The organism is Catenuloplanes sp. NPDC051500 (assembly GCF_044454585.1).
Taxonomy (GTDB): Bacteria; Actinomycetota; Actinomycetes; order Mycobacteriales; family Micromonosporaceae; genus Catenuloplanes.
In genome coordinates, this window is record NZ_JBITDX010000010.1 from 87,410 (window position 1) to 104,365 (window position 16,956).

At 70.8% G+C, this 16,956-nt stretch carries 12 protein-coding genes; 8 read left to right on the forward strand and 4 right to left on the reverse strand.

Annotated elements, in window-relative coordinates; translation table 11 throughout:
• Nucleotides 1-2: 2 nt before the first annotated feature.
• Nucleotides 3-920 (reverse strand): cupin domain-containing protein, encoded by a 918-nt coding sequence (locus tag ACIA8K_RS21445; RefSeq protein WP_396061842.1) that lies wholly within the window; start codon nucleotides 918-920, stop codon nucleotides 3-5.
• A gap of 71 nt (nucleotides 921-991) precedes the next feature.
• On the opposite strand from ACIA8K_RS21445, the gene ACIA8K_RS21450 reads away from it, so the two are divergent.
• On the forward strand, nucleotides 992-3,085 hold the full coding sequence (locus ACIA8K_RS21450; RefSeq protein WP_396061844.1) for an enoyl-CoA hydratase-related protein: 2,094 nt from the start codon (nucleotides 992-994) through the stop codon (nucleotides 3,083-3,085).
• A gap of 382 nt (nucleotides 3,086-3,467) precedes the next feature.
• Here the strand turns inward: ACIA8K_RS21450 and ACIA8K_RS21455 are convergent, their stop codons facing one another.
• On the reverse strand, nucleotides 3,468-4,934 hold the full coding sequence (locus tag ACIA8K_RS21455; protein ID WP_396061846.1) for an NAD-dependent malic enzyme: 1,467 nt from the start codon (nucleotides 4,932-4,934) through the stop codon (nucleotides 3,468-3,470).
• 227 nt (nucleotides 4,935-5,161) lie between these two features.
• Here ACIA8K_RS21455 and hflX point away from each other — a divergent pair, with 227 nt between their 5' ends.
• Nucleotides 5,162-6,577, forward strand: a complete 1,416-nt coding sequence (hflX, locus tag ACIA8K_RS21460) for a GTPase HflX (protein ID WP_396062223.1) — start codon at nucleotides 5,162-5,164, stop codon at nucleotides 6,575-6,577.
• 186 nt (nucleotides 6,578-6,763) lie between these two features.
• On the forward strand, nucleotides 6,764-8,815 hold the full coding sequence (locus ACIA8K_RS21465; RefSeq protein WP_396061848.1) for a hypothetical protein: 2,052 nt from the start codon (nucleotides 6,764-6,766) through the stop codon (nucleotides 8,813-8,815).
• A gap of 67 nt (nucleotides 8,816-8,882) precedes the next feature.
• Here ACIA8K_RS21465 and lexA read toward each other — a convergent pair whose 3' ends face one another.
• On the reverse strand, nucleotides 8,883-9,662 hold the full coding sequence (gene lexA / locus ACIA8K_RS21470) for a transcriptional repressor LexA (protein ID WP_396061849.1): 780 nt from the start codon (nucleotides 9,660-9,662) through the stop codon (nucleotides 8,883-8,885).
• Nucleotides 9,663-9,972: 310 nt separating this feature from the next.
• Here lexA and ACIA8K_RS21475 point away from each other — a divergent pair, with 310 nt between their 5' ends.
• The 3 genes from ACIA8K_RS21475 (at nucleotide 9,973) to ACIA8K_RS21485 (ending at nucleotide 14,160) form a co-directional block, all read left to right on the forward strand.
• A complete protein-coding gene (locus ACIA8K_RS21475; protein WP_396061851.1) occupies nucleotides 9,973-10,377 on the forward strand; it encodes a LysM peptidoglycan-binding domain-containing protein in 405 nt (134 codons plus the stop codon).
• Between the two features lie 269 nt (nucleotides 10,378-10,646).
• Nucleotides 10,647-11,177, forward strand: a complete 531-nt coding sequence (nrdR, locus tag ACIA8K_RS21480) for a transcriptional regulator NrdR (RefSeq protein WP_396061853.1) — start codon at nucleotides 10,647-10,649, stop codon at nucleotides 11,175-11,177.
• A gap of 175 nt (nucleotides 11,178-11,352) precedes the next feature.
• Nucleotides 11,353-14,160: a vitamin B12-dependent ribonucleotide reductase gene (locus ACIA8K_RS21485; RefSeq protein WP_396062225.1), complete on the forward strand. Its 2,808-nt coding sequence runs from the start codon at nucleotides 11,353-11,355 to the stop codon at nucleotides 14,158-14,160.
• Nucleotides 14,161-14,295: 135 nt separating this feature from the next.
• Here the strand turns inward: ACIA8K_RS21485 and ACIA8K_RS21490 are convergent, their stop codons facing one another.
• Nucleotides 14,296-14,598: a putative quinol monooxygenase gene (locus ACIA8K_RS21490; RefSeq protein ID WP_396061855.1), complete on the reverse strand. Its 303-nt coding sequence runs from the start codon at nucleotides 14,596-14,598 to the stop codon at nucleotides 14,296-14,298.
• Nucleotides 14,599-14,829: 231 nt separating this feature from the next.
• Here ACIA8K_RS21490 and ACIA8K_RS21495 point away from each other — a divergent pair, with 231 nt between their 5' ends.
• Together ACIA8K_RS21495 and ACIA8K_RS21500 are read left to right on the forward strand one after the other, a co-directional pair.
• The gene (locus ACIA8K_RS21495) at nucleotides 14,830-15,393 is read left to right on the forward strand and encodes an NADPH-dependent FMN reductase (RefSeq protein ID WP_396061857.1); all 564 of its coding nucleotides are present in this window, start codon (nucleotides 14,830-14,832) and stop codon (nucleotides 15,391-15,393) included.
• 194 nt (nucleotides 15,394-15,587) lie between these two features.
• The gene (locus tag ACIA8K_RS21500) at nucleotides 15,588-16,715 is read left to right on the forward strand and encodes a DMT family transporter (protein ID WP_396061859.1); all 1,128 of its coding nucleotides are present in this window, start codon (nucleotides 15,588-15,590) and stop codon (nucleotides 16,713-16,715) included.
• Nucleotides 16,716-16,956: the final 241 nt, after the last annotated feature.

Genomic DNA, 16,956 nt, shown 5'->3' on the forward strand with positions numbered 1-16,956 from the left:
CGTCAGGAGCGGGCGGCCGCACGGTAGCGGCCCGGGGCGCTGCCGTGGGCGCGACTGAACGCGCGGCTGAACGCCGGCACCGAGTGGTATCCGACGCCTGCTGCGATAGCCTCGACTGACTGGTCGGTGGCGTGCAGGCGGGCGGCGGCGAGGTCCATCCGCCACTGGGTCAGATAGGAGCCGGGGCTCTGGCCGATCGCGGCGGGGAAACGGCGGCTGAGCGTCGCGCGGGAGACCGCGGTGGCGGCCGCGAGCGTGCCGGTCGTCCAGTCCCGTGCCGGGTCGGCGTGGATGTGTTCGAGCGCGCGCCGTACGACCGGGTCGCCGAGCATGCCGAGCCAGGTGCCGCGGTGCTCGTGGGCGCGAGTAGGCAGCCAGGCGCGCAGCAGCTGGATGAGCATGATGTCGACAAGGCTGTTCAGCACTGCGGTGGTGGCGAGCTGCGGGTGGGCCAGCTCGCGGCCGAACATGCGCACGGTGTCGTCGAGGCACTCCGCGCCCGAGCCGGCGCGCACGTGGACGACGTCGGGGAGCGCGAAGAGCAGCTGGGTCCGGACCGTGTGATCGCAGGTGTACTGGATGGTGACCATCCGGTCGTCGCCGGGCGCGGTGCCGACGCGGACCGTTTCGCCGGTCCGCCGGGCCCGCTCGGCGGCGGCCCGGTCGCAGCCGCCGTTCCGGGTGCCGGGGGAGTCGGTGAGCGTGTGCGGGACGCGGGATGCGACAAGCACGACGTCGCCGGCGGCCAGCCGGATCGGCGGGTGCCCGGCGCGGGTCAGCCAGGCGCCGCCCGCGGTGACCGCGTGAAGCGCCGCGTCCTCCTCGTCGATGCCGACCGCCCAGTGCCCGCCGGCCTCCATCCGCGCGCCGAGCGAGCCGCGGACGCCCGATATCTGCATCACGTCCGTCACCACGTCCATGAGGCAGAAGGATAGCTTCCTGCAGCAGATGAACATCGACTGCCGCATCCGATCTTCATACGGTACGTGTCATGACCGATTCAACGATGCGGGCGCTCGTCGCCACCGGGTACGGAGAGCCGGAGCGGCTCACCATCGCCGACCTTCCGATTCCGCGTCCCGGGCCGGGGCAGATCCAGGTGCGGGTCGCCGCCGCGACGATCAACCCGACCGACACCCGCGCGATCTCCGGCGCCTTCGGCGAGGCGTTGCAGCTCGAGTTCCCGTACATCCCCGGCACTGAGTTCGCCGGGAATGTCACCGCCACCGGCGCGGGCGTGACCGGATACGAGGTGGGCGACGAGGTGTTCGGCACCGCGCTGCCCCGCCCGTTCGCGCCGATCCTCGCGGACGTGCCCCGCCCGTCGCTGAGCACCGGCGCGCTCGCCGAGTACGTGGTCGTCGAGGCCGACACGCCGCTCGTGGCACACCGCCCGGCCGGAGTCCCCGCGGAACAGGCGGCGTCGCTGGCGATCGCCGGATCGACAGTGCAGGCGATGCTCGACCTCGCCGCGATCAAGCCGGGCGAGTCGGTGCTGGTCATCGGCGCCACCGGCGCGGTCGGTCTCACCGCGATGCCGCCGCTTGCCGCCGCCGGAGCCAGGATCACCGCTACCGCCGCGCGGGAGGCAGGTGCCACGCTGCTGCGCCGACTCGGTGCGCACGAGATCATCGAGCACGACCCGGCGGAGTACCCGTCCGGCGTCGACGTCGTGTTCAACCTGGCACTCTTCGCCGACCAGCTGCCGGCCGCGGCCCGTGCGCTGCGCTCCGGCGGCCGGCTCGTCTCGATCATCTATCCGCCGCCGACCGCGGAGCAGGTGGGCCGGGACGACGTGGAGCTGCACTTCGTCTGGGACGTGGCGGGCGTGCACGGCGGCATGCGACGGGTCGCGGAGGCCGCGGCGACCGGAGAGCTGGAGGCCGTGATCGCCGGCCGGTATCCGCTCGACGACGGCGTGCGGGCGATCGCCGACTACGCCCGCGCACATCCGCTTGGCAAGATCGTCGTCGTGACGGGTCCGCAGCCGGAGGCCGCCGCGGTTCCGGAAGCGGGCGCCGCCGTGGTCTCGGCCCCGGGCGCAGCCGAGACCTTGGCACCGAGCGCAGCCTCGGCCTCGGCACCGAGCACAGCTGCGACCTCGGCCCCGAGCGCAGCCGCGGCCTCGGCGTCGGGCGCAGCCGCGGTCTCGGCCCCGAGCGCAGCCGAGACCTCGGCGTCGGGTGCTACGAGGGCTGCGCCGTCGGGTGCCGCCATGGCCGGGGGCGCCGGGAGCGGAGTCGCCGGCGTGAGCGGGCTGCGGGTGAGCCGGGACCGCGGCGTCGTCACGGTCGTCATCGACAATCCACCGGTCAACGTGCTCAGCCTGGCGCTGATGAACGAGCTGACGGCGCTCTTCGCCGCGCTGCGCGACGACGACACGGCCCGGGTGGTGGTGTTCGAGAGCGCCGACCCGGAGTTCTTCATCGCCCACGTCGACATGACGCTTGCCGACGAGCCGGAGCTTGTCGCCGCCGCGCTCGCCGGCGCGCCGGACGGGCTCAACCCCTTCCAGGCGGTCGGCGAGGCGCTGCGTACCCTGCCGCAGGTCTCGATCGTCAAACTGGCCGGGCTGGCGCGCGGCGGTGGCGCCGAGTTCGTCGCCGCGGCCGATCTGACCTTCGCGGCGGTCGGCCGGGCCGGGCTCGGTCAGTTGGAGGTGCTGGGCGGCATCGTCCCCGGTGGCGGCGGCACGCAGTATCTCCTGCACCGGACCGGCCGGAACCGTGCGCTGGAGATTGTGCTCGGGGCCGGCCTGTTCGACGCGGAGACCGCGGAACGCTACGGCTGGATCAACCGCGCGCTCCCGGCCGACGAGCTCGACGCGTTCGTGGACCGGCTCGCCCGCAACATCGCAGATCTTCCCGAGGGTACGGTCGCCGCGGTCAAACATGCGCTCCCACCGGCCGATCTTGCCGCGGGCATGCTGCGCGAGCACGAGGCGTGGGCCGGCCAGTTCGCCCGGCCGGTCGCCGAGCGGCTGCTGCGTGCGGTGCTCGCGGCCGGCGCGCAGACCCGCGAGGGCGAGCGGCACATCGAGGATCTGATGCGCACCCTCGACCCGAGCCCCACCCCCACGTCGTGACATGCCCGGCCCCGGCCGGGTGCGGTGATGCATCCGGTGTCGGCAAGCTGCCCGGGTCTCGGGAGATCGTGCCGTGACGTGTCCGGTGTCGGCGAGCAGGTCGTGACGTGCCCGGGTGGCGGACGATCGTGGCGCGTCGGGAGATCGTGCCGTGACGCGTCAGGCGTCGGGAGGGCCGCGTCGATGGTCGCCGATCCGGCATCGGCATGACCGGGCGGTGCCAGATTATGGGAGAGCGCACTGGTGTTCGGTGACCACGGCGGAACCGGCGGCCCGCGGGAGCATGCGGGTCGCCACCACCGCGGAAGCGGGTAGATCAGGAATTGAGTCCTTGACGTGATCGGGCGCGGCCGGAGGAAGCGGCCGCGCACGATCGCGTTGGTTACGCGGGTTCCGGTGCGCCGAAGCTGGTGTCCTCGCCGGACTCCAGGCCGCCGAAGTCCGCACTGGTCCCGGCGCTGGCGGCCGCGGCGCGGCGGACGGCGGCGGCGACCGCGGGAGACACGCGGCTGTCGAAGACGCTGGGAACGATCACGGTGGGGTTGATCTTGTCCTCGCCGACGACGTCCGCGATGGCCTGAGCGGCGGCGAGCGCCATCTCCTCGGTGAAGTTGCGGGCGTGGGCGTCGAGCATGCCGCGGAAGACGCCGGGGAAGGCAAGCACATTGTTGATCTGGTTGGGCTGGTCGCTGCGGCCGGTGGCGACGATCGCGGCGTGCTCGCGGGCCGCGCGCGGGTCGACCTCGGGGTCCGGGTTGGCAAGTGCGAACACGATCGACTTGTCCGCCATGGTGGCGATGTCGTCGCCGGTGAGCAGGTTCGGGGCGGAGACGCCGATGAAGACGTCGGCGCCGCGGATCGCACCCTTGAGGTCGCCCTGGTAGCCGGACTTGTTTGTGTGCTCCGCCAGCCACTGCCACGTGCTGTTCAGGTTGGGCAGGCCGCGGTGCAGCGCACCCGGCCGGTCGTACGCGATGATGTCGCCCACACCCTGGCGAAGCAGCAGCTTCATGATCGCGGTGCCGGCGGCGCCCGCGCCGGAGACGACCACGCGCACGTCCTGCAGGTTCTTGCCGACCACGCGAAGCGCGTTGGTAAGCGCGGCGAGCACGCAGATCGCGGTGCCGTGCTGGTCGTCGTGGAAGACCGGGATGTCCAGCAGCTCACGCAGGCGGGCCTCGATCTCGAAGCAGCGCGGGGCCGCGATGTCCTCAAGGTTGATGCCGCCATAGCCGGGCGCGATGGCCCGCACGATGTTGACGATCTCGTCGGTGTCCTGCGTGTCGAGCACGACCGGCCACGCGTCGACGCCACCGAAGCGCTTGAACAGCGCGGCCTTGCCCTCCATGACCGGGAGTGCGGCGGCCGGCCCGATGTTGCCGAGGCCGAGCACGGCCGAGCCGTCCGTGACGACCGCGACCGTGTTGCGCTTGATGGTGAGGCGGCGGGCGTCCTCGGGGTTTTCCGCGATCGCGAGGCAGACCCGGGCCACGCCGGGCGTGTACGCCCGGGACAGCTCGTCACGGTTGCGCAGCGCGACCTTTGACGTGACCTCGATCTTGCCGCCGAGGTGCAGCAGGAACGTGCGGTCGGAGACCTTCCTGACCTCGACGCCGTCCAGCTCCTCGAGGCTCTTGACGACCTGGTCGGCGTGGCCGGTGTCGGCGGTGTCGCAGGTGAGGTCGACGGTGACGCTTGTGGGGTCGGAGTCCACCACGTCCAGTGCGGTAACGATCGCGCCGGCCTCGCCCACACACGTGGTCAGGCGGCCGATCGCGGAGGCGTCTGCGACGACGCTAACCCGGATGGTGATCGAGAACCCTGCGCTCGGCAGGCGGGTCGGGGACAACGGTCCTCCCAGGTTGTACGGCGATGTACCGCTCCTGATTCTTGTCCTCTACCGGAAGGTGGTCGTTTCGGGGTCGTACTCGCGGGTAGACGCGCCCAGGCGATTTATGAGTGCGTCCCGGCGGCGCGCGTGCAACCATCGAGGTCTGAGGAGGGAAATACTTGCCTAGTAACCGTGCAGCATCATCGGCGTCCCCGAAAGTGGACGAGTCTCCCGACTTCGAGGAGATCGATCTGTGGGACGACGAGGATCAGAACACCGACGACAACGTGACGACCGGTGAGCTGGAGCTGGAGGACAGGCACGCCCTGCGCCGCGTGGCAGGTCTCAGCACCGAGCTCACCGACGTCACCGAGGTCGAGTACCGCCAGCTGCGCCTTGAGCGTGTCGTGCTTGTCGGTGTCTGGACCGGCGGGTCCGTCACCGAGGCGGAGAACTCGCTTACCGAGCTGGCCGCGCTGGCCGAGACCGCGGGCTCGCAGATCCTCGAGGGTCTGATCCAGCGGCGCAGCCGGCCCGACGCGGCCACGTTCATCGGCCGGGGAAAGGTCGAGGAGCTGGGCGCGGTCGTCCGGGAGACCGGGGCGGACACCGTGATCTGCGACGGCGAGCTGTCCCCGTCCCAGCTGCGCAATCTGGAGCAGAAGGTCAAGGTCAAGGTCGTCGACCGCACCGCGCTGATCCTGGACATCTTCGCCCAGCACGCGAAGAGCAAGGAAGGTAAGGCGCAGGTCGAGCTGGCGCAGCTGGAGTACCTGGTTCCGCGGCTGCGGGGCTGGGGTGAGGCGCTGTCCCGGCAGACGGGCGGCGCGGGCGGCAGCGCGGGCGGCGGCGGTGTCGGCCTCCGCGGTCCCGGTGAGACGAAGCTGGAGATCGACCGCCGGCGCATCCGTACCCGGATCGCGCGGCTGCGGCGTGAGATCAAGGGCATGAAGACGGTGCGTGACACCAAGCGGGCCCGCCGGTCGCGGCGCGCGGTTCCGGCCGTGGCGATCGCCGGCTACACAAACGCCGGCAAGTCCAGCCTGCTCAACCGGCTGACCAACGCGGGCGTCCTGGTGGAGAACGCGTTGTTCGCGACGCTCGACCCGACCACCCGCCGGGCGTACGCGTCCGACGGCCGGGTCTACACGCTCTCCGACACGGTCGGCTTCGTCCGGCACCTGCCGCACCAGATCGTGGAGGCGTTCCGCTCCACGCTCGAGGAGGTCGCGGAGGCGGACATCGTCGTGCACGTGGTGGACGGTTCACACGCGGACCCGGAGGAGCAGCTGCGCGCCGTGCGCGAGGTGCTTGCCGAGGTCGGCGCGGACCGGCTGCCCGAGCTGCTTGTGGTCAACAAGACCGACGCGGCCGACGAGGAGACGCTGCTCCGGCTCAAGCACGAGTGGCCGGATGCGATCTTCGTCTCCGCGCACACCGGCCGGGGCTTCGAGGAGCTGCGGGCCGCGATCGAGTCGCGCCTGCCGCGTCCGGCCGTGGAGGTGCGGGCGACAGTGCCCTACAACCGCGGTGATCTGGTCGCGCAGGTGCACAGCCGTGGCGAGGTGCTCAGCACGATGCACACCGCGGAGGGCACCGAGATCCACGTGCGGGTCGACGAGGCGCTCGCAGCCGAGCTGTCACCCTGGGTTACTGGCTGATTCTGGCTTTTGCCCGGTTTGTAGGATCTAGTGGGTGCGGTGCGGCTCGTCCGGGCGGCATCGCACCCGGTGTCTGTCAGCCGGCTTTGATCGGCGTGTAACCAAGGTCCGAGGATGACGTGCGAGACTAGCCCGATGCGGCGTGCAGTTTCATCGATTGTTATGGCGTTCGGGCTGGTCGCTGCCATGCCCGGAAACGCCCTTGCGGCGGCGGTCGCCGAGCCCGCGAAGGGCGAGACAGTCTGCAAGATCTCCGACCAGCTGCTCTCCGAGTTGTCAGGCATCGCCGCCTACAAGGACGGCTACTACGTCATCAATGACAGCACGGACGACGACGCGGCGCGGAAAGTCTTCTTTCTCGACGGCAAATGCAAGATCAAGAATACGATCAGCTATCCGGGTACGCCGCCGGACACCGAAGACGTCGTGCTCGCCCCGGACGGCCAGACGCTGTGGGTCGGCAACATCGGCGACAACGACAAGGCCCGCGAGACGGTCGGCGTTTACAAGATCGACCTGACCGCCGAGACGCCGAAGCCGGTCTACTACCGGCTGCGTTACCCGGGTGACGACAAGTTCAACGCCGAGGCGCTGCTTATCGACGGCTCCGGCACGCCGATCGTGGTGACCAAGGAGGCGGCCGTCGCCCACCTGTGGATCCCCAGCGTGCCGCTTGAGGAGTCCGAGGACGGCATCGAGCTGAAGCAGGCCGGCGAGTGGAAGATCCCGCTGACCACCACCAGCACGTACCTCGGTGTGGCGGGCCGGATGGCGGTCACCGGCGGCGCGGTCGCGCCCGGTGGCGCAAAGGTCGCGCTCCGGACGTATGCGGATGCCTTCGAGTGGGACGTGACGAACGGAGACGTGATCGCGGCCGTCACCAAGGGGGAGCCGCGGATCACCGGGCTGCCCGACGAACCGTTCGGTGAGGCGATCACCTACAGCGCGGACGGCTCGTCCTACGTCACCGTCTCCGAGATGCCCGTGGGCTCCTCGTTCAAGTCCGACCCACCCACGCTCCTGAAGTACACGCCGCAGCACAACGCGACCCAGGCCGAGTCCGGTGGCAACGCCCAGGGCGACAACCGTTCCCTGCTCGAGCGGGTCTCACTCGGCCAGATCACGGCCGCGATCGTCTCGGTCGGCCTGATCGGCCTGATCCTGCTGATCGCCGGTATCGCAGGCATCGTGCTGTTCCGCCGCCGCAACCCGGCGCCGCTCGACGACGAGCCGGTCAAGGGCCGCGGCGAGTCCGGCGACGCGGAGCGCGGCCGTGGACCTGAGGCCTCCGGGGCGAACCGGCGGGAGCCGGCGGCCGCGGGCGCGGTCTACGGCGGCGGCCCGGCCGGCCTGAACGGCGGCGGCTCCGGCGCGGTCTACGGCGCGGGGAACTCCGGCGCCGTGCGTGGCGGCGCGGCCGTGGCCGGTGCGGCCGGTGCCGGGGTGTACGGCGGCGGCCCCGGCGGGATGAACGGCGGCGGGTCCGGCGCGGTGTACGGCGCGGGCGGTAAGCCGGGCGCCGTCAAGCCCGGCGGCGTCAAGCCCGGCGCGGCGTACGGCGGCGGGCCGGGCGGCATCAACGGCGGCGGGTCCGGTGCGGTCTACGGCGCCGGTGGCCAGGGCGGCGCCGGTGGCCAGGGCGGTGCCGGCGGCCGGGGCGGACAGCCCCCGCGCGGCGACGGCGGACCCCGCGGCGGTGCTCCGCGCGGCGGTGCTCCGCGCGGCGGTGCTCCCGGCGTTGCTCCGAGTGGCGGTGCTCCGGGCGGTCAGGGCCGCGGTGGTCGTGGCACGCAGGATCCGCAGCAGAGTGGCGGCGTCTACGCCGGCGGCCCCGGTGGCCTGAACGGCGGTGGCTCCGGCGCGGTCTACGGCGGCGCACGCGGCCCGGCCGGCCCGGGCGGTGGCGGCAACCCCCCGCAGGGCGGCGGCCGGGGGCACGGCCCGCGTGGCGGCCCCCAGCAGGGCGGCGGCAACCCGCAGCAGGGCGGTCGTCCACGTGGCCCGCAGCAGAGCGGCGGCAATCCCCAGCAGGGACGCGGCCCGCAGCAGGGCGGCGGACGCCCCCCGCGCCAGCAGGGCGGCGGCGTCTACGGCGGTGGCCCGGAAGGCATGAACAGCGGCGGTTCGGGCGCGGTCCGCGGCGACGGTGGCGAGCAGAGCGGCGGTTACGACCGCCGGGGCGACGGCCAGCGCGGCGACTACCCGCAGAACCCGCCGTACGACGACCGGCGGCGCTGACAACGACTGAGGTACCGGGGTGTGGTCTCCAGGCCAACGGAGCCCACACCCGGTCGTCAGCGGTCTCTCAGATGCGGCGGAGCACGGCCACGACGCGGCCGAGGATCGACGCGTCGTCGCCCGCGATCGGGTCGAACGCCGGGTTCGCAGGCATCAGCCACACGTGCCCGTCACGACGGCGGTAGGTCTTCACCGTCGCCTCGCCGTCAAGCATGGCGGCGACGATCTCACCGGAGTCGGCCGTCGGCTGCTGCCGGACCACCACCCAGTCACCGTCGCAGATCGCGGCGTCGATCATCGAGTCGCCCTTGACCTTCAGCATGAAGACCTCGCCCTCGCCGACCAGCTCGCGCGGCAGCGGGAAGACCTCCTCGACGGCCTGCTCGGCGAGGATCGGGCCACCGGCCGCGATCCGGCCCAGCATCGGCACGTACGCCGGCTTGGGCCGCTGTGCACGGGCCGCCTCGTCGTCGACCATGTCGGCCGGCGGGCGGACGTCCACGGCGCGCGGCCGGTTCGGGTCGCGGCGCAGGAAGCCCTTCCGCTCCAGCTCCTTCAGCTGGTACGCGACGCTTGACGGGGAGACGAGGCCGACCGCCTCGCCGATCTCCCGGACGCTCGGCGGGTACCCGTACTTCTCGACCCACTCGCGGATGAACTCGAGGATCCGGCGCTGCCGCGCGGTGAGGTCCGTGGAGACCAGGTCGGGGAAGCTGCTGACCGGCTGCACCGGCCGCAGGTGCGGGGCCGCGGCCCGTTGCCGCCCGGCGCCGCGCTTGCCCGCGGCGGGCGCGCTCCTGCCCTGCTGCTCCTGCTCCGGATGCTTGCTCCGGTCGTCGGTTGACACGTCCGTCCTCCCTGATCGGTGAGTGCCGCGTGGGCACCGTGGTCGCGCTGCGCGGTGGGGAAGTGCGCAAAACACCACCAATTGGTACGGGATGGACACGCTCGGTCCGGATTGGGGAAGCCGGTCCGCGCAGTGACCCCTCTGTGCGCAAACGGTAATGGTGAAATCCCACTTCTTCAAACATCTGTACGAGATTGGAGCGGCGTGTCGTGCTTTCGAGCCTCGACATCCGTACGCATGTTCTGGTAGACCTTCGTACGTCCGTTCTATCGAACCTGTGTTCGAGTGAGATCATTTTCTGGGGGGTCCCGTGGCTGGGACGGCTGTCACCTCGGCGCTCATCGCGGAAGCGGTGAGCGCCCCCACCAGGGCCGCGATCGGTTGGGGGACCGATCGCACCGCCCACCCGCACGAGTCCGGGAAGCGTCCGCTGCGCCTCACCCGGCGCGGCCGGATCGTCCGCATGGTCGTGTTGATCGTGCTCGCCTGGCTCGCGGTCGGCCTGTTCGCCGCGACCGCCTCGCACGCGGACGGCGAGACCGGACCGCTGCCCACCGCAGTGGTCCAGAAGAACGACACGCTCTGGGACATCGCGGCCCGCTATCGCCCGAGTCGTGACCCATTCGCCATGGTCGAGGAGATTCGTGAGCTGAACGGCCTCTCCGGCTACACGATTCAGCCGGGTCAGGAGCTCCGACTTCCCCGCGGCCGGTAACCGAAATCGCACTGCACGTGTTGAGACCGCAGGCACGTGACGAACGCGGCGGGTGAGCTTGCATCTGTGGCGTGTGGGGCCTACGGTCACAACATCTAGTAGTGACACGGGTGTAAGTCATCAACTGGTAGGGGTCCTCACCTCCACCTTCCCAGCCTGTTCACCACAGCGGCCGCCCGGCGTAACCGGGCGTTTTCGCTGCGGTTCGGCGTGCGCGGGGGAAGGCTGGCGGGGAAGCGCCCGACCGCTTGGGGAAAGGGGGCGCCGACATGCGCTGTCCATATTGCCGGCACGCCGACTCCCGGGTGGTCGATTCCCGTGAGGCCGATGACGGCCAGCTGATCCGCCGGCGGCGCTCCTGCCCGGAGTGCGGTAAGCGGTTCACGACGGTCGAGGAGGCCGTTCTCGCGGTCGTGAAGCGCAGCGGCGTGACCGAGCCGTTCAGCCGGACGAAGATCGCCAACGGTGTGCGCAAGGCCTGCCAGGGCCGCCCGGTCACCGAGGACGCGCTGGCCTTGCTGGCGCAGCGGGTGGAGGACGCGGTCCGGTCGCGCGGTGCGGCCGAGATTCCGAGCAACGAGGTCGGTCTTGCGATCCTCGGTCCGTTGCGGGAGCTCGACGTCGTCGCTTACCTGCGGTTCGCAAGTGTCTACCGCTCCTTCGACTCGCTGGGGGACTTCGAGCGGGAGATCGAGACGTTGCGTGAAGAGGCGCTCGCGCGCGAGGCCGCGCGCGGGCAGGGCGGCGGCACAGCCACCGTCGAGGAACCGGAGGCGGCGGCCGGCAGCCGTACCGCCTGACGGTTCTAGGTTCAGGGATTTGATGTGAAACGCGGCGTCGAGCCGCGGTTAGCCGAGGGGGAACACATTGGCCGGGGACAACGCGTCCACAGGCAACGCGACGACGGGTAAGGGGCGGGTCCGGGCGACGCAGAGCAACGGCTCCGCGCCCAAGGACCCGGCAGACCTCAAGGGTCTGTCCGTCGAGCGGGTCTGGACCACGGAGGGTGTTCACCCGTACGACGAGGTCGAGTGGGAGCGCCGCGACGTCGTCATGACGAACTGGCGCGACGGCTCGATCAACTTCGAGCAGCGCGGGGTGGAGTACCCGACGACGTGGAGTGTCAACGCCGCGAACATCGTCACCACGAAGTACTTCCGGGGCGCGGTGGGGACCCCGGCGCGTGAGTGGTCGCTCAAGCAGCTCATCGACCGGGTCGCGAAGACGTACCGCGCCGCGGGCGAGAAGTACGGCTACTTCGCGACGACCGCGGACGCCGAGATCTTCGAGCACGAGCTGACCTGGATGCTGCTGCACCAGGTGTTCAGCTTCAACTCGCCGGTCTGGTTCAACGTCGGCACCTCGTCGCCGCAGCAGGTCAGCGCGTGCTTCATCCTCTCCGTCGACGACTCGATGGACTCGATCCTGGACTGGTACAAGGAGGAGGGCCTGATCTTCAAGGGAGGCTCCGGCTCCGGTGTGAACCTCTCCCGGATCCGCTCCTCCAAGGAGCTGCTCTCCAGCGGCGGCACCGCCTCCGGCCCGGTCAGCTTCATGCGCGGCGCCGACGCGTCCGCCGGAACGATCAAGTCCGGTGGCGCCACCCGGCGCGCGGCCAAGATGGTCATCCTCGACATCGACCACCCGGACATCGAGGAGTTCGTCGAGACCAAGGCGCGCGAGGAAGACAAGATCCGCGCGCTGCGGGACGCCGGCTTCGACATGGACCTGGGCGGCGCCGACATCGTCAGCGTCCAGTACCAGAACGCGAACAACTCGGTCCGCGTCTCGGACGACTTCATGTCCGCGGTGGAGAACGGCACCGAGTTCGGCCTGCGCAGCCGGTCCGACAACTCGGTGATCTCCACGGTCGACGCGAAGAGCCTGTTCCGCAAGGTCGCGCTCGCCGCGTGGGAGTGCGCCGACCCGGGCATCCAGTACGACGACGTGATCAACGACTGGCACACGAACCCGGAGACCGGGCGGATCACCGCCTCGAACCCGTGCTCGGAGTACATGTCGCTTGACGACTCGTCCTGCAACCTGGCCTCGCTCAACCTGATGAAGTTCCTCAAGGACGACGGCGGCTTCGAGATCGAGAAGTTCGTCAAGTCTGTCGAGTTCATCATCACCGCGATGGACATCTCGATCTGCTTCGCCGACTTCCCGACCGAGCGGATCGGCGCCACCACCCGCGCGTACCGGCAGCTTGGCATCGGCTACGCCAACCTCGGCGCGCTGCTGATGGCGTCCGGCCTGCCCTACGACTCGGACGGTGGCCGTACCGTCGCCGGCGCGATCACCTCGCTGATGACCGGCACGGCGTACCGCCGCTCGGCCGAGCTGGCCGGCATCGTCGGCGCCTACGAGGGCTACGCCCGCAACGCCAAGGCGCACCAGCGGGTCATGCGCAAGCACGCCGCGGCGAACGACGACATCCGCGCGTTCAGCACCGTCTCCGACGCCATCGTGGCCGAGGCCGGCGAGCAGTGGACGCTCGGCAACCGGATCGGCGAGAAGAACGGCTGGCGCAACGCGCAGGCCTCAGTGCTCGCACCGACCGGCACCATCGGCCTGATGATGGACTGCGACACCACGGGCATCGAGCCGGACCTGGCGCTCGTCAAGTTCAAGAAGCTTGTCGGCGGCGGCTCGATGCAGATCGTCAACCAGACGGTCCCGCGCGCGCTGCGCAGCATCGGCTACCAGGAGGAGCAGGTCGAGGCGATCGTCGAGCACATCGGCGAGCACGGCCACGTGATCGACGCGCCCGGCCTCAAGCCGGAGCACTACTCGATCTTCGACTGCGCGATGGGCGCGCGGTCCATCTCCCCGATGGGCCACGTGCGGATGATGGCCGGCGTCCAGCCGTTCATCTCCGGCGCGATCTCCAAGACGGTCAACATGCCGGAAGAGGCGACGGTCGAAGAGGTCGAGGAGGTCTACTTCCAGGGCTGGAAGCTCGGCCTCAAGGCGCTCGCGATCTACCGCGACAACTGCAAGGTCGGCCAGCCGCTCTCGGTCATGAAGAAGGCCCCCGCCGCCGCGCCGGTCGAGAAGACCGTCGAGACGGTCGTGGAGAAGGTCGTCGAGTACCGCCCGGTCCGCAAGCGCCTCCCCAAGAAGCGCTCCTCGCAGACCGTGTCGTTCTCGGTCGCCGGCGCGGAGGGCTACCTCACCGCGTCCGGCTACCCGGACGGCGGCCTCGGCGAGGTCTTCCTGAAGATGTCGAAGCAGGGCTCGACGCTGGCCGGCGTAATGGACGCCTTCTCGATCGCCATCTCGATAGGGCTTCAGCACGGCGTCCCGCTGGAGACGTTCGTCGGTAAGTTCACGAACATGCGCTTCGAGCCGGCCGGCATGACCGACGACCCGGACATCCGCATGGCGTCCTCGATGGTGGACTACATCTTCCGTCGTCTGGCGCTGGACTACCTGGACTTCGAGTCCCGCTCCGACCTGGGCATCCTGACCGCGCGCGAGCGTGCGGCCCAGGTCCAGGCCGAGCAGGACGCCGCGGTCGACCTGGCCGGCATGGCCGCGTCCGCCCCGGTGCCCACCAAGGCCCCGGAGCCGGTCGTCGCCGAGGTCCCGAAGCCGGAGGCCAAGGTTCCGGCGCAGCCGCAGCCGGTCGTCCAGGCCCGCACCAACACCGAGCTGCTTGAGCTGGTCCAGGGCCGCTCCGCGGACGCGCCGCTCTGCTTCACCTGCGGCACCAAGATGCGCCCGGCCGGCAGCTGCTACGTGTGTGAGGGCTGCGGCTCCACCTCCGGCTGCAGCTGACCCGACGGTGAGTAGCTGAGAAACGTCCCTCGCCCGGCTCCGGGCGGGGGACGTTTCTCGTGGAGCGCATACGACTCAGGGCTGTCGAGGGCCTGCTTGCGGACGATGGGCCGTCAGCGAGGTTCCGGGACGCCGTCAGGCGGGCAGTTTGCTGGCAAGCACGTCGACCTGCTCGATCTTCGGCGGCGACATCAGCAGCTCCGGGGCACGGGCCATCAGTGCGGCGGCGACCTGCCCGGAGAGGTGAGCCTGGCGGCCGGCCTCGTCCGGTGACGCGTCGAAGATGCCGTACTCGTGGTGGCCCATCTTGAGGGCGAACCAGGCGGTGGTTCCGGTTTCCGCCATCACCGGCTCAATCGCGGACTCGAGGAAGCGCTCGACCTCGTCGTCCTTCTCCGGCTTCGCCTCAAGCCGTACGAGCAGTCCCTTGGTAACCATTCCAGCCGCCTTTCCGAATTATCCGATATATCGCAACCTTGCAGCTGATCGTACGAACATTTGCGCTGCGGGATCGGGCTTTGTAAAGCTCTCCACCGAGACCGCCGCGGGAAATTCGCCAGACGTGCGCCGGACGGACTTCCGATCGCGGTGACCACCCATCCATGACCGGACGTGTGCTGATGACCGCATCGGCCGTTGTACGACGCATTCAGGTCTAGGCTGACCTGCGTGCCCAAGCTCATGATCATTATTGCCAGTACCCGCCCGGTCCGGGCCGGTGAGCCGGTCGGCCACTGGATCCGGGAGCGCGCGGTCGCGCACGGCGGCTTCGACGTCGAGGTCGCGGACCTCGCGGAGATCGGCCTGCCGCTGATGGACGAGCCGAACCACCCCCGGCTCGGCAAGTACACCCTCGACCACACCAAGGCGTGGAGCGCGCGGGTCGCCGCGGCCGACGCGTTCCTGATCGTCACGCCGGAGTACAACCACGGCTTCCCCGCGCCGATCAAGAACGCGCTCGACTACCTGTACGGCGAGTGGCAGCACAAGCCGGTCGGACTGGTCAGCTACGGCGCGGTCGCGGGTGGCGTGCGCGCGGCGCAGGCGCTCAAGCCGGTGCTGCAGTACCTCAAGATGATCCCGCTCTCCGAGCAGGTGATCATCCCGTTCGTCGCCAAGCACATCGCGGACGGCGTCTTCACGTCCACGCCCGCGATCGACGAGTCCGCCACCGTCATGCTCGACGAGCTGGTCCGGCTGGAGGCCGCGCTCCGCCCGCTGCGCACCCGCTGACCACCCCCTGAAATCCGGATGCGCCCCTCGGGCCTGATCGCCTAGCGTTCCGTCCCGTGCGTCATCGCGTCATTTCCCCGCCGGTCGTCCGCTAAGCGGGCGGCCCCCCGACCCTGCCGCAAGCGCCCGGTGCGCGCGGCGGGTGGTCGCTGCCCTCAGCAGCCCTGATCCGACCATCCGCCTGGAGCGCACGCATGTCCGCACACCCGTCCATCACCCCTGCCCCGCACCGTCCGGCGCCGTCGTCCGCCGCGACAGCGCGGGAGGCCACCGTCGGTTCTGGTCCGGCCTGGCGCGGGATGGCCCTCATCGCCGTCGCCGCCGTCGCCTGGGGCACCGGAGGCGCCGTCGCCGCCGTGCTCTACCGGACCAGCGGCCTCGGCCCGATCGCGGTCTCCTACTGGCGCTTCGTCATCGGCGCGCTCACGCTCGCCGTCTACCTGGCCCTCCGCGACGCCCGATCCCGTCGCCGCACCGCATCTCGTGACTCCGGCCGTCTCACGGACGCCCGTAGCTCCGGCCGTCGCGCCGGCACTCGTGGCTCCGGCAGTCTCACGACCGCTCATGGCTCCGGCCGTCGCGCCGCCGCTCGCGGCTCTGATCGTCGCGCCGCTGCTCAGGGCTCCGGAACGGCCGTTCGCCGGGCGGTCTTGATGCTCGCGTCCGGGGTGGGGCTCGCGGTTTATCAGTCCGCGTTCTATGCAGCGATCGCCGACGCCGGTCTGGCCGTGGGGACCGTCGTCACGCTCGGCGCGGGTCCGATCCTGATCGCGGTCGGTGCGCGGGTCGTCCTTGCCGAACGCCTCGGCCGGGCCGGCGCTGTCGCCATCACGCTCGCGCTCTCCGGGCTGGTCGCGCTCTCGCTTGACAGCGGTGCCGCCGGTCCTGACCCGGTGCGCGGCCTCGTGTTCGCGCTGCTCTCCGCGCTTGGATATGCCGTTGTCACGCTGATCGGGCGGGCCGCGAACCCGGCCGGCGACCCGTTCCGGACCGCGCTCGCCGGGTTCCTGGTGGGTGGCGTGGTGCTCACCCCGTTCGCGCTGGCCGAGGGCGTGCTGCCGGTGACCGCCGGGCTGCCCGCCACGATCGGCTGGCTGCTCTACCTCGGCGTGGTGACGAGCGCGCTCGCCTACGGGCTCTTCTTCGCCGGCCTCGCGCACGTCAACGCCACCACCGCCTCGATCGTCACCCTCCTCGAACCGGTGGCCGCCGCGTTGCTGGCGATCGTCTTCCTCGGCGAGCATCTCACCGCCGCCGTGCTCATCGGCATGCTTCTGCTGCTCGGAGCGGTAGCTGGGCTGACCCGCCCCAACCGTCGCTGATCACCTCGTCAGAACCCGCCGCGACCAGACGTCTCCCGAACAGCGCCTGGAGCGGGCCGAGGCCGCCTGCAACGCCAAGGTCACGCCCGCTCCCGCTCCCGCCCGCTCCCGCCCGCTCCCGCCCGCTCCCGCCCGCTCCCGCCCGCTCCCGCTCACGCCCGCTCGCGAGTGAGCACGCCCGCGAGTGAGCACGCGCCGCGAGCGAGCACACGCCACGAGCGAACACACCCCCCGCCCGCCG

What these genes read in the sequence shown, in the direction of transcription:
- ACIA8K_RS21450 (WP_396061844.1), top strand. Translation starts at nt 992, where the DNA reads ATGACCGATTCAACGATGCGGGCGCTCGTCGCCACCGGGTACGGAGAG.
- ACIA8K_RS21465 (WP_396061848.1), top strand. Translation starts at nt 6,764, where the DNA reads ATGCCCGGAAACGCCCTTGCGGCGGCGGTCGCCGAGCCCGCGAAGGGC.
- ACIA8K_RS21500 (WP_396061859.1), top strand. Translation starts at nt 15,588, where the DNA reads ATGTCCGCACACCCGTCCATCACCCCTGCCCCGCACCGTCCGGCGCCG.
- ACIA8K_RS21445 (WP_396061842.1), bottom strand. Translation starts at nt 920, where the DNA reads ATGGACGTGGTGACGGACGTGATGCAGATATCGGGCGTCCGCGGCTCG.
- ACIA8K_RS21490 (WP_396061855.1), bottom strand. Translation starts at nt 14,598, where the DNA reads ATGGTTACCAAGGGACTGCTCGTACGGCTTGAGGCGAAGCCGGAGAAG.
- nrdR (WP_396061853.1), top strand. Translation starts at nt 10,647, where the DNA reads ATGCGCTGTCCATATTGCCGGCACGCCGACTCCCGGGTGGTCGATTCC.